Origin of the sequence: Bradyrhizobium sp. CCGE-LA001 (assembly GCF_000296215.2) — a bacterium.
Classification (GTDB): Bacteria; Pseudomonadota; Alphaproteobacteria; order Rhizobiales; family Xanthobacteraceae; genus Bradyrhizobium.
In genome coordinates this window covers 6680139-6692939 of the sequence record NZ_CP013949.1, presented here as the reverse complement: position 1 = coordinate 6692939, position 12801 = coordinate 6680139, and the positions used below count along the sequence as shown (strand labels likewise).

General features: G+C 60.4%; 11 protein-coding genes. 1 reads left to right on the top strand and 10 read right to left on the bottom strand.

All coding sequences use genetic code 11. The features are described 5' to 3' along the window. Positions 1-97: 97 nt before the first annotated feature. The 5 genes from BCCGELA001_RS30660 to BCCGELA001_RS37625 form a co-directional block, all read right to left on the bottom strand. Entirely contained in the window at positions 98-331 is a 234-nt protein-coding gene (locus BCCGELA001_RS30660; RefSeq protein WP_008545468.1) for a hypothetical protein, read from the bottom strand. A 172-nt stretch (positions 332-503) separates the two neighbouring features. After that, a complete protein-coding gene (locus tag BCCGELA001_RS30655; RefSeq protein WP_060737002.1) occupies positions 504-3218 on the bottom strand; it encodes a beta strand repeat-containing protein in 2715 nt (904 codons plus the stop codon). Next, complete coding sequence (locus tag BCCGELA001_RS30650) at positions 3218-3850, bottom strand: hypothetical protein (RefSeq protein WP_060737001.1); 633 nt, start codon at positions 3848-3850, stop codon at positions 3218-3220. Before BCCGELA001_RS30650 ends, BCCGELA001_RS30655 begins: the two co-directional genes overlap by 1 nt. Positions 3851-3875: 25 nt before the next feature. Continuing rightward, positions 3876-5021 (bottom strand): hypothetical protein, encoded by a 1146-nt coding sequence (locus BCCGELA001_RS30645; protein ID WP_060737000.1) that lies wholly within the window; start codon positions 5019-5021, stop codon positions 3876-3878. Further along, positions 4969-5364 carry a hypothetical protein gene (locus BCCGELA001_RS37625; RefSeq protein ID WP_144441578.1) on the bottom strand — a complete coding sequence of 132 codons (396 nt, stop codon included), beginning with the start codon at positions 5362-5364 and terminating at the stop codon, positions 4969-4971. Before BCCGELA001_RS37625 ends, BCCGELA001_RS30645 begins: the two co-directional genes overlap by 53 nt. A gap of 652 nt (positions 5365-6016) precedes the next feature. Between BCCGELA001_RS37625 and BCCGELA001_RS30635 the strand changes: the two genes are divergently transcribed. Further along, entirely contained in the window at positions 6017-6577 is a 561-nt protein-coding gene (locus BCCGELA001_RS30635; RefSeq protein ID WP_144441577.1) for a hypothetical protein, read from the top strand. Here BCCGELA001_RS30635 and BCCGELA001_RS30630 read toward each other — a convergent pair. From BCCGELA001_RS30630 to BCCGELA001_RS30610, 5 genes are all read right to left on the bottom strand, one after another. Next, positions 6574-7284: an ArdC family protein gene (locus BCCGELA001_RS30630; RefSeq protein WP_083543463.1), complete on the bottom strand. Its 711-nt coding sequence runs from the start codon at positions 7282-7284 to the stop codon at positions 6574-6576. The genes BCCGELA001_RS30635 and BCCGELA001_RS30630 overlap by 4 nt on opposite strands. A gap of 4 nt (positions 7285-7288) precedes the next feature. Further along, positions 7289-9550: a DUF2235 domain-containing protein gene (locus BCCGELA001_RS30625; RefSeq protein WP_008545445.1), complete on the bottom strand. Its 2262-nt coding sequence runs from the start codon at positions 9548-9550 to the stop codon at positions 7289-7291. A gap of 127 nt (positions 9551-9677) precedes the next feature. After that, positions 9678-9947, bottom strand: a complete 270-nt coding sequence (locus BCCGELA001_RS30620; protein WP_008545444.1) for a hypothetical protein — start codon at positions 9945-9947, stop codon at positions 9678-9680. A gap of 282 nt (positions 9948-10229) precedes the next feature. Beyond that, entirely contained in the window at positions 10230-10841 is a 612-nt protein-coding gene (locus BCCGELA001_RS30615; protein ID WP_144441576.1) for a hypothetical protein, read from the bottom strand. Between the two features lie 15 nt (positions 10842-10856). Then, positions 10857-12659 (bottom strand): hypothetical protein, encoded by a 1803-nt coding sequence (locus tag BCCGELA001_RS30610; RefSeq protein WP_008545441.1) that lies wholly within the window; start codon positions 12657-12659, stop codon positions 10857-10859. Positions 12660-12801: the final 142 nt, after the last annotated feature.

Sequence of the window (12801 nt, the reverse complement as noted above, 5' to 3'; positions counted from 1 at the left end):
CTGCAGTTCCGATGTTGGCGTACCATGCAGCTGCCGGCGCGGGCGTGGTTGGCGCGGGACGCAGGGTGAGCATGTGGCCGGTGGCGGGATTGAGTGGTTACTTGCGGTGGAGACGCTGGCGGATTTCGTAGAGGCGTTCCCTCGTTATTCTTCCGCCGCGGGTGCCGGTGAAGCCCAGTTCCTCGAGCCTGGCAGCAAGCGCGGTGTATCCGGTGATGCCCTGCTTCATCAGCCTGCGCATCGCCGCGTGGATGGCGCTGGCATGCTTGTGCGCCTTCAAGCGATTGGCCTTGATCCCCTTCTCTGCCGCCTGGTGGGTGAAACCGGGCATTGGTCGGCTAGCGCAGTCCCGCCCGTTTCTTGAGGACTTCAATGTCGCGCTGCTGGCTATCCAGCCGCTTCTTCAGGTCGTCGTTGGCGGCCTTGAGGTTGTCGTTGGCGGCCTTCAGCTCCTTCACGGCATTGACCAGCGCGGCCTCGATGGGGCGGTCCGAGAGGGTGAGCTAGCCGCGCTGGTCGGTGCTCACCGCTTCCGGGATGGCCTTCTGCACGTCCTGCGCCGAGAAGCCGGCGTAGGTGGTGGTCATGTCGTTGCCGCTCTTCGCATTCCATTGGTAGACGATGGGGTTAAGTGACGTGATGGCTTCCAGGCCGCGGGTGAAGCCGCCCTTGATGTCCTTCAGGCGCTCGTCAGACGAGGCGGTGACGTTGCCGCTGGCGTCGGTGGTGAGCGTCCCCGCGCCATAGTTGTCAAGCTGCACCGCGCCGCTGGCGTAGAGGGTGGTCACGCTGGTGCGGTTGGTGGTGATGGAGATGCCGGTGGCGGCGATAAGGCCCGTGCCGAGGCTGTTGAACTGGCCGGTGGTGGCGCTTACGGTGCCGGAGACTTCGAGCGGGGTGGTGGGGGTAACGGTGCCAACGCCCATAAATCCGGTCTCGGTGAGACGCATGAGTTCCGTACCACCGCCGAAATTCTGCGAGCCCTTGGCGATAGCGAAGAAGGCGGTGGATTCATCGTTATTGGAGTCAATGTTCATATACACGCTGCTTGCGCCGGCAACACCGCCGCGACCTCCATTGTCCGCCGGCTGATATCGATTGAAGGCGCTGTTACCACCGACCCAGCCATACGAGTTCACACTGCCACTTGGGAGGTTGATGCTACTGGCGGAGATGGTGCCAGAAACTTCGAGGGGGGCGGTGGGGGTGGCAGTGGCGATACCGACAAGGCCACTGTTGTCTATCCGTACACGCTCGGTGCCGTTGGTATAAAAGGTAAGGTAAGACCCACCTCCGTTGGAATAAAGCGCCACATCGCTGCTGCTGTTGCCTGTACTCGGATAACCAACCCAACCATTATTGACCCCATCGCTTGCGCGGTTGAAGTAGATCCTGCCGCTGGCGCCGGTTTGCCCCATGTACAGATTGCCTCTGATGTTGGCGCTCGCTGCTACATCCAAACGGTTTGCAGGGGCATTGGTGCCGATGCCGACGTAGCCGGTGGAGACCATGCGCATGGCTTCGGTGCCGGAGGTGGTGAACGTGAGATAGTGGCCAGAGTTGCTGCCGCTCATGGTCTCGCTCCAACCGGGAAGACCGAACTGCTGGGCATTCATCGAGCCGTTCGCCACCATGTTGTTATTGGTTACGATGCTACCCGAGACAGTGAGTTGATAGCCGGAGGTAGGGCTGCCGGTGCCGATGCCGACTTGACCGGTGCTGACGATCCGCATGGCTTCGGTGGATGAAGTGTAGAGGGACATGAACTGCTGGTCGGTACGGCCGCGGATGTAGGTTGTGCCGTCACCCCACATCAGGTTCTGGTTATTGCCGATGATGACGTTGTTGTTGGTGCGGATCTGGCCGATGGCATAAAGGTCGTAACCTGCCTGGGGCGCAGTACCGATCCCCACCGGGCCGGTGAAGTAGCCGTTGGTGGCGCTGACGGGGCCAGTTGTGGAAATGCCCGGAAGAATGAACTTGCCCGAGGTGTCCATGTAGCCGGTGGTGGTGCCGCCGGTAGTAAAGCTGATGTAGCCGGTCTGGTTGGCTGTCATCTTGGTGGTGCCGCTGGCGATGGTGTCGCCGCTTGATGAGCCGACGATGCCGGTGAGCAGAGAGCCGTCGCCGACGAACCGTGTGGCGCTTACGGTGCCGGAGACTTCGAGGGCGACGCTGGGGGTGACGTAGTTGATGCCGACCTCGCCAATGCCCGAGCCACCATTGCTGCTCGCGACAAGTCCATTGCCATAGATGAGGTTGCCGATGTCGAGCATGTTGCTGCTGGTGGCAGTGGGAGCATAGGCGTAGCTGCCGATCATGATGTTGTTACCACCGGTGGTGACGTTGTAGCCCGCCTGCGTGCCGAGGAAGGTGTTGTAACCACCGGTGGTGATGCTGTAGCCAGCCTTGAAGCCGATCATCACCTCATTGAGCAGGCCGGTGGTGGAGCCAGAGACACCGTAGCCGGCCTGGTGGCCTATGAGCACCGATTGGCTGATTGTGTCGGTGAAGTTGGCTGCCGCAGAGCCCACGATCACGTTGTATACGCTATCTACACTGCTCTGGGCCGCTCCCGACCCAATGGCCGTATTGTAGAAGCCGGACTGGTTGGCGAAGAGGCTGGCGTAGCCAAGCGCCACGTTGTCGTTTCCGGTTGTGTTCTGGTAAAGTGCGCCCCTGCCTACGGCGGCGTTCCTCATACCGGACGTGTTGTTCTGCATGATGTACCGGCCGATTGCGGTATTGCCGCTGCCGCTCATGCTGGCGCTATTGAATATGATACTGCCCACAGCCGTATTCTCGGTTGAGCTTTGATTTCCGGTGGTACCCACGCCTGAACCGATGTAGAGGCTCCCCAGACTGGTACTGGCTGAGGCATCGCTGAGGTCCCTAAGCGGTATGATCTCGGCATTAATGGCCGTCGCGCTGATCAGGCCAGTGGTGGAGACGCCGGGAAGAATGAATTTCCCCGCCGTGTCCATATATCCGGTGGTGGTGCCGCCGGTGGTGAAGGAGATGTAGCCGGTGGTGTTGGCGGTGACGCGGGTGGTGCCGGAGGCGATGTTGTCGCCGCTGGAGGCGCCGACGATGCCGGTGAGGCCGGAGCCGTCGCCAACAAATCTTGTGGCGCTTACTGTGCCGGAGACTTCGAGAGGAGCGGTGGGAGTTGTGGTGCTGGCGATGAGAATGCCCGTGCCTTGGGGGGTGACCTTCATCAAGGAGAAGTTGGCCGACCCTGGATATCCAAACCGTTATTGGCGCCCGCCCCGGTGCCGCCAATACGCAAGCGGGCGGTGTTGCTGATCCAGCCCATGTAGAAATTGGCAGCAGAGTTGAGCGGGTTTGATGCGGCGATTTGCGCGGTTCCGTCGTAGGTCGATGCAGGAGTAGACACAAACCTGCCGCTACCGCTGACATCACCCACTATCTCAAGCTTAGCGTTGGGCGTGGAGGTGCCGATGCCGACGTAGCCGGTGGAGACGATGCGCATGGCTTCGGTGCCGGAGGTGTAGACCGAAACGTAACCGCTCGTGTCACTTCCCCTTATAAGGTTGTTGTTGGAAGTGCCGAAGAAGAGCGAGGCCGCACTGGTATTGGCAATTTGCATCCACGAGACCGCGGTCATGGTGTTCGCACCCAGGTTGGTGGAAACGTTCGCCGATCCGCTTACATCCAATGCTCTGCTGGGGGCCGTAGTGCCGATGCCGACGTAGCCGGTGGAGACGATGCGCATGGCTTCGGTGGAGGACGTAAGGAGGGCGATGTACTTGGTGTTGGTGTTTCCATCGCCGATGACGCGGTTGGCGTTGCCCCACCAAAGACCCGAACCACCACCCGAAGCTGCCAAGAAGTTGCTGGCCTGAACGTTGCCGCTAACGTGCAGTTTTTCCGCTTGGCGAGGTGACGCCGATGCCGACGTAGCCTGTGCTGACGATGCGCATGGCTTCGGTGCCGGAGGTGGTGAAGCGGATATAATGGTTGTTCGCCGAGGCATCCCCGTGAATGCTATCATTGGTTACAGCGCCCCAGGTCAATCGTCCGCCACTGGCGCTAAGAACGAAATTGCCATCAGTGCTTGCATTGCCGCTGAAATATCCATTGGTTGAGCTGACGCCTGCGGTGGTGAGGCTGATACCGGGCAGAATGAACTTGCCCGCCGTATCCATGTAGCCGGTGGTGGTGCCGCCGGTGGTGAAGGAGATGTAGCCGGTGGTGTTGGCGGTGACGCGGGTGGTGCCGGAGGCGATGTTGTCGCCGCTGGAGGCGCCGACGATGCCGGTGAGGCCGGAGCCGTCGCCAACAAATCTTGTGGCGCTTACTGTGCCGGAGACTTCGAGAGGAGCGGTGGGGGTTACGTTGTCGCCGATGTAGGTGTAGCTGGTGATGCGGGCGGTGCCGGACACGTGGAGAGTGGCGGAGGCGTTGAGGGTCCCGGTGCCGATGCTGACGTTGCCGGTGCTATCAACTAGCAGGCGGGTGTTATTGTTGGTGTAGAGGCCTATTTTGCCGCCGGTGGCCGCGGCGCGGATTGAGTTGTCTCCGCTGCGAGTGAAGACGAGGGAGCTGCCGGCAGTATCAAGGTACATACGGCCGTTGGTACCGGAGACATCAAGCGGGCCAGCAGGGGCCGTGGTGCCGATGCCGACGTAGCCGCTGCTGACGATGCGCATGGCTTCGGTGCCGGAAGTGGAGAAGGCCAGGTATTTGTTGGTGACATCACCGGTCATCCGTGCGGCGCCACCGCCCCATTGCACATAAGTCCCGTTGTTCTGGAAGTTAATGTAGGAACCAGTGTTTCCGGCTATGGTGAGGTTGGAGGCAATGGTTGTCGGAGCGCTGAAATAGCCGTTGGTTGAACTGATGCCGCTTGTTGTCAGGCTTACTCCCGGCATCACAAAATTACCCGAGGTATCCATGTAACCGGTCGTCGTTCCGCCGGTGGTGAAGCTGATATAGCCGGTGGTGTTAGCGGTCACGCGCGTCGTGCCGGAGATGATCTTTGTCGGCGACCGTTCCACCCCCGCTCGCCAGTCCAGCGGTGCCGTCGCAGAGGATGTTGGTGCCGTCGCTCCAGCAGATGCCGTTGTTGGTGAGCTTTGGGGTTTCCGGGTCGGTCATGCTGACCGTGGCGAAGTCGGACCATTCGCCGGGGGCGGCGAAGGACATGCTCGCGAGTGAGAGCAAGAGCAGTGTGGAGAGGGTGGTGAGGACGGCGGTGGGTCTGGAGGCGGTTTTGATGGCGGCCTGGGATTGTATACGTTTTGCAAATCCGTTGCCTGAAGCTTTGCAAATCCGACGCCTGCGCGCCGGGCCCCTTCCCTGAGCGAGGAGTGCGGCGGTGCGGGCCAGCAGCGCGCTCACTTGCACACCTGCTTGCGTCCGGTGAGGGGACTGATGCGTTCGGTGCCGATCTTGCACTGCGGCGCGACTTCGCGACGGGGTGCAGGCGTGGTCGGCGATGCGGCGTCCACTTCCGCGGCCGGGGGCGTGTGTGCCGGCCGGGTTTTGGGAGCAGCGAGCGGGGACGCCGCGACGGATGCCACCATCAGGGCATACGCAGCAACGCGGGCTTTGTGTCCGTGCACGAGCCCAATCTAGCGCGCGGAGTTGTATTCAGCAGCGGGGCTGCCTCTTAAGAAGCCAGCGGTGAAGTAATCGGTGATTACCGGCGTGGCAGGAAAGACACCGGGCGGTTGCCTGGCGACGTTCTGCCGCAGGGAGGATGGCCAACATTGCAGAACCTTAAGGTTGTGCTCACCTCCGGTTCATCTCGGCGGCCGCAGTCTCCAATCCCGTTGTCATTTCCAACGCAGGAAACGGGGTTCGGATCATGAAGCTCTCCCTTATGGCGATTGCGGTGCCGTTGGCTACTACCTGGCTGCCCCTTGCGTCCCCTGCCCATGCCGGACCTGAACGGCCCGCCCTTGTGCTCGCTGAACGGTTCGGATGGGTCCGGACGTCGGGATATGCCTTCAGGACTTTCGAGCTTACCGCAGCGGAGAGAGAAGCCGCCATGAAGGCGCTGATGTCTACGGGACGGTACGACTTCCTTATGGCGGCGGACGCATCGAGCGGGATGAGTGGTTCTGCGGCTCAGCTGCTCTCCCGCAGGTCCGACATCGTCGCGCTCGCCGACAGCGTCAAAGCTACCGGCTCGAGGTCCGGTGTGGAAGTCGCTGGTCGATCCGCTTCGGAGGCCGCCGCCGGTCTTACGATCAAGCCGTGGTCTCCCACGCGACTTGAAAGCATGGGGTTAGAATCTGCTGTGGCGAAACCTTCCGAGCGATCGATTACCATCAACCTCAACGGCAAGACCAAGGTTGAGCTGGCGAAGATCGATACCCGGTTTGGCAAGGTCAAAATCGAGGGAGAGACCAACGTCTACGTGGTGGGCGGTGCCGTTGCCGGCGTCGCCTGCCTTCGGGACGAAGACTGCAAAGAAGCGGTCGTAGAACTCGCCGATGAGACGCTTGGTCTCAAGAAGATACGCAAAATGGCCGAGATTGGCAGCAAGCTCGATAGCGGGAGCACTCTGCTGCCTACGTCTGCGATGCCTCCGGTCAACGTGCCTTAGGAGATAGCTCGCCCTTGCAAGAACGCAGCCGCTTCGCCAGCCTTTGACGCAGCAGTGAAGATGGCCCGCTTGTCGGCTTTTAGCACCTTCAGCCAGTGCGCCAGGTACTGCGCATGGTCGGCACGCGGCTCAACCGCAATCCCCAGCTCGGCGCACAGGAAGGCAGCGCCAAGCTCGGCCACCAGTTCTTCCATTGCATAGGCTTCAGTCCCGAAGCGGCCGGAAAGGTCGCGGTTGCAGCGGTGCGCCGGTCCGGTCCAGTGGGTCAGCTCATGGAGCAGGGTGGAGTAGTAGGCCTCGGTGGCGGTTGACGTTGCCGATCCGGTGAACAGCTCGCGCGGCGGCATGTGGATCTCGTCCAGCTTCGGAACGAAGCAGGCGCGGTTGCCGCCATGGATGATGTTCGCGCGGGTACGGGCGATGAAGCTTTCAACGTCGCCCAGCTGCTCTACAGGAGCGGCAGGTACGTCCTGCGGCAAACCATCGACCTGGTCGGCATTGAACACCGGCGTGGCCCGCGCGTATGCCCGCGTCTTACCGTCGGTTTCAGCCTCGTCATCGGATGCCACCTCGACCTGCTTGTAGAAAACCACGTAGGAGGCTTTCTCGCCCTTGCGGACGGTGGCCCCCTTCTCGGCCCACTGGCGGTAGGTGCCCCAGAGGTGTGATCCATAGCCGTTGACCTGGGCCTCGGCCCAGGTCTGAATTGCCTCACAACAATTTCACTGTCACCTTAGCTTTGCCTACGTTGTTCGGATAAAACGTTTCGCTGAGCCATGGCAGGCCGATCACCGCGTCGTTGACATAGAGAAAAAGCTCTCCGCTGCGCGCAGCCTTGAACGTTGCCTTGTACGTCTGCGGTGTCGTGTTCGGAAGCGGGATGGGATCAAGGAAATACTCGTCTACGCCGGTCTCGCCGACGCGCGCAATAATGCGGTACCAGGGTCTGAACAGGATGCGGCGGAGGAAAATGGCGCTGCGAAACTTCCACCGGCTGGCAAGCTCGACGGTGGAGGTCCGGAAACCAGCAGGTGTGGTCGGCCGCTCGGCGTCGGTCCAGGGCTCGGTGACTGCGATCCGGATCTCATACGAGCGACCGGAAAAGACCTTCAGGCCTGTTGGTGCACAGATCGCAGATGTAGCGAAGTCGGCGCCGTCCTGGTCGATGCCTTTGTTGACCGGAACAAGGTTGGCCTCCGCTGTGCCCTTGCAGAATGCTCCCATCGAGTCCGCGACGTTGAACAGGAAATGGCTCGCGACCGTCGCGCCGAGCCCCACCATTCCTACGACCAAAAGCAACGGCAGGACGTGCCGCTTCCCGGCGCGGATGACGAACTGATAGAGTGGATGGGTCCTGAACGCGTAAATGGCGTCGTGCATCAGACCGGAGAGCGGCACTGGCGCCGCCCGGTCCCGCCAGAGCAGGCGCATCCGGTCCTTGATTTTGCTGCTGAGGCTGCCGCCAAGAACCATAAGCAGGATCACGGCGGCGATGCCCCCGGCGAACCATTCAGGGTTCGCGGCGTACCAGTCCGTCCACCAGTGGAGTGATTTCGGCAGGAAGGATTCGAAGAACCGCACGAGTTCGGAGACCATTCGGATCGGCGACTCGAACTCATGCTCCTTGATGCGGTCGTGGATGAACGGGAATGCCGCAAGGTGCAGCGTGGCCGCCAGTGTGGCGAAATACGCCAGCCGGCGCATCCAGACGAAATTCCAGAGCTTTTCCTGTGCCACAAAACGGGCGGTCGCACCCGCCGACGTCTCGAATGTCGTCGGCCCGAGCGAGGTGAGCTTGCCGTTGCGGGAAACCACGACATATTCCGGTGGCAAGCCAATCGGAGCATAGGCATTGCAGCCGCTGTCGATACGGTCGAACACGCTTTCGTGGATCTTCGGCAACTTGACGCTGACGCCGACATCCGGGTCATTGCAGAGGTCGGAGACCTTCCGTGGGCCATAGCGATAGTAGGAGCCGAGGCCGGAACGCGAGTCGTAGAGGCGGCCGTCCTTGTCCTGCGCCGAATTGATCAGTTTGATGGAGTCCGGGTCCGCGAACGGGGCCTCCTTGAACACGAGACCACGCTTGATGGCCTCGTCGACCAGCCAGGACAGCGGCACGAACGACACGGCATCGTCGGGATACCCTCCGCCCACGTTGGCGTGCATGCCGACGAACCAGACCTGGACCAGGCGCTCGTCGTCGATGGTGGTGGGGACCGCCGGCTTGGATTCGCCTTCCTCGGTCCAGAGCACGGGATGGAAGGTCGTCCGCTCATCGTCGAGCGCGAGCGCGTGCCTTGCGCATTTGACGCGTTGATTCAATATCCGGTTCGGGAGCTCAAGGGGCCAGATCCAGTTGCTGACGCCGCGCGTCATCTCATCCATGGGAAGGCCGTAGGCCGCGACCGTGTCCCACACGCCGATGAACTCTATGGACGGGATGTCCCTGCGGACGATTTCGGCATAGGGCTTGTTGCGCCGCAGGAGGTCGAGCACCGGCATCACGACGTAGTCGCGCAAGGCGCGGAAGAGCACCTCGATCCCCAAGATTGAGTGGTAACCCTTGGCCCGGTAGGCCCGGTAAGCCTTGACCGCACCGTTGTGCAGCTCCGCTTCGGTATCCGCCACAACCAAGCCCTGCTGCAGGATGAGCGCGCCGAGGACGCGGACGGTGAACGCGCCACGGCTGAAGCCGAAGAGGTAGATCTTCGAGTGGTTCTGGTGATCGTAGTTGCGGCAGATGAACTTGTAGGCGTCGAGGATATTGCGCTTGAGGCCGAACCCAAATGCGCCGCCCAGCACAGCGAGCGGCACGAAGGAGGAGGTGCCCACGCCGTCGTCGTATTTCGCGGCCTGGCTGTTGCCTTGCAGGTCGAGCCCCTGGAACATCCGCCAGACGTTCGTGCGCCAAACGCTTGAGGCGGCATTACCGGTGCCGTCAGACAGGATAATGATCTTGGGGCTGGCCATGCGAGCGCCCTCCCTGAAAAGAAATCGATGAATGCAGTGAGCGTAACAGGTGCCGGGAAGATTTCAACCTTGGATAGTCGTTCTCCCAAACGCCGGAGCGTCACCTTCTCGCGGTGCTTTGGCCGAGCTACGGCCAATCCCCGCCTTCGTCGCCTTCATCGATCACGTCCGGGCATTCCTGGCCTTCGTAGGCCGGACGGAAATTGACGCAGAGCCCACCAAAGCCGCCTTCATATTCGGCGTGTTCGGAGATGATCCCGTAGTGGTCGGCTAGGACCTTGGCGACATGGGCCACGGAGGTTTCCAGCGTATCGATCAGGGCACGCTGCGTGTCGTCGTCGAGCGTGGACGCTGCGATCGCGTCACAAAGGTCGTTGACGTTCAGGATTTTGGTCATTCGAGGATCTCCCGTTTTGGTTTTCGCCGGCTGCGCCAATCGCGGCCGGACGGGAAATTTTGGGAGACGAGGAGATAGCGGGCGCGCAACGGGAGGGTCCGGCCGAGGGCTCCCCCTGGGATACGGTTGGATGCCTTGCGCCGACGCGCCTCGGCGCCAGTTTCCCCGTCCTTCTGGCCGTGCGTTGGGACTGACGTGCAACAGGAGATCGCCTTGAGACGCAACAGGACCGCGCCCGGATGAGTTCGACGCGTCGAGCGGAGAGAAGGATCTCGGAGGCCCTCAGCCTGCCGAGTCCGACATACCTCCGAAAATGCGGATGCGCCGCAGCTTGGCGCAGATTTCGTTCGTGGTTGAGAGCGGACCGCTGCAATCGCCGGCTTCGTCACGTAGCTGCCGCTGAAGCTCAATCGCGGCATTCTGACTCTCCATTTCCAACCGAAGGCAGTCCTCAATCAATTCTGCAATGCCTTTTGTGCCGAACAAAGGGGTTTCTAGGTAATTGGCAACGAGGCCAATCGTTGTCGCGGCAAAGCTGATCAATGCGGTTATGATGGTTGTTCTATTATCCCCGAAGATGGCTGATGAAACCACTCCAGCGCTGATAACGGTAGCCAAGACCGCGCCGGCCAACCGAATGCGCTTGGCCCGTATCGCTCGTTTTGGCAGCTCAAGAAGGATGGCCGCCACTTCGTTCTTGGCTTCTTCGAGACCAGCGCGGGTTAGTTCGCAAAGAACCCCGTGCGAGCGGGCGAATCCGCTGGTGGGGCCCAACGGAAGTCCTTCAGACAGCAGATTCACCTCGTTTGGAAAAGCCTCTTGCAGCTTGGTGAGTCGCTCCGGAGCCGACGCTCTGAGCAATTCGACAATCGCATTCGCTTTTGGGGCCGGCATCCGCACAACTACCCGTCAGACCACGTCAATGAGGGCAAAGACCGCTGCCGCTATCAGAGGTAGCGCCTTTACGGCGTAGAACGTAAACATCAATCGATTTGTGGAGCGCCGGCCTGAGATAGCCATCGAAATTCTTATCAAGCGTTCATCGAGCCAATCTACGATCATCCGTCTATTGCGGAAGATGAAGTAAGCGGCAACAACGAGGCCAAGCATCTCAACGACCACTCCCCACATGCCGATCGGGTAAAGAAGGATGCCGAGCAAGGAAGAGGCGACGACCACGGGGATACCGATCCAGAGAAGATTCGAAGCGAGAATGCATAGGCCGAGGAGAACCCGATGCGGGATAATCAGGAGCGTCCACAGCCCTTCAAGAACTTCGTCGCGAGTTCGCCAGGCCGATGTCGTAAAATTGAAAGCGGATAAGATAATCAGGGCAAAAAATACTGCGGCGACAAGAGGTGAGAGTAGGTAGAAAATGGCCATTCGCGCTACCGCCAGCGCCCGATAAAGGCGTGGCGACAAGAGCGGGTTGGGAAGGGTCGGAAATACTTTATCAAATGCACCAGTAAGTGACCTTCCGTCGAAGGCCTCGAGCGTCCAGGCCAGGCTGGCAGCGAAACCATAGGGCAATAGCAACAGCCACAACGTCGAATCTGCTTTTGAGGCCTTAGATAGGAAGGCGGCGACTCTAATTGTAATCGCTCCGCCGCGTACTGCCGCAGCCCCAGCCGGAAGACGCTCCAGTCTCGCCGTGAAACTTTCCGCTGCGGCGCTGATAGAGCTATTGGTGATGACGAACGGCGAATCGGCACTACCGAAAGCGGCTAGTAGATCGGCATTGTTGTCTGCTTGCAGGACCTTCCGAAGCGAATCGGCAACTTCAGTGTCGCGTACTATGCGCGTTGTTCCCGAAGCTCGACTGCACGTGTAGGTGTCGCATCCGACGAAGACGGCCGAAACGTCTTTCTCCTTTGCGGCCTTTTCAATGGCTTCGAAGCTGATGCTGTCGGCGAGCGTACCATCGGGTCGGCGAATAGCGAACCCGTTTCCTTCGACGTGACCGATTACGACGGTAAGCCCGCCTTTGCCTCCTGGTAGCAACAGTTGGCCATTTGCGTCCTTTATCTCATGAAGAGACTTCAGCTTGTCACCTGCAATCTGACCCAAGCGACGGAGAGAATCGGCGTCCTCGCGGGCCATAGTCGTCGCGATATGCAACTGACCTCGGTCTACGCTGCCTTCGAGGAATTGCCGAAAGATCGCTGTTAACGGCGCATCCTTGAGCGGAAGAAGGAGCCCCGGCTTAATTTCGAGTGCTGCGCCAATCTTGCCGAAATGTTTCAGGCGGTAGACGCCACCGCTTGGATCGGCGACCTGCACGGCAATACTGCGCTCTACGTCGGCGAAGTCGCGCTCTAAAGCTTTTATCGTTTGAAGGTCTACAACTAGTTGTTGGGGACCATCGCTGCTTTTTGCCGCGTTGACGAGTTTGGCCTTCCATTGCGCATCAGTGAGGTCGATGGTGGGACCGGCATGGCCTTTGACAAACCGCGTAAGAAGTTGGCCGCCCTCACGCTCGACGTAAATAGCGCCTGCTCCGACAGCGCTCAACGCAGCGAGGGCTTCCGCGCGTTTCGCGAAGGTCGATCCCGCGTGGCCTGCGGCTCTTCCTGCAGCTCGTCCCGCATCCTTTCCGGCTGTGGCAAGACCATGCTCGAATAGAGAGAAGAGCCCGGCATACGATGTCGAAATGGGCTGGAACGAGAGTAGCGTAGTGGTCGCAATTAGCGCAAAGTAAAATGACAGATGCATTGCCATAATCCTTCAAAATGAGCGAAGGACGTACTTCATTAAATGCCTCATTATACACGTTCTGAGTGTGAGTGGAAAGCGGGCATGGTCGAGCAAAGCCGATGGTCTGCGGAGACGCTCAGAATGCACCGCGTAAAAGCAA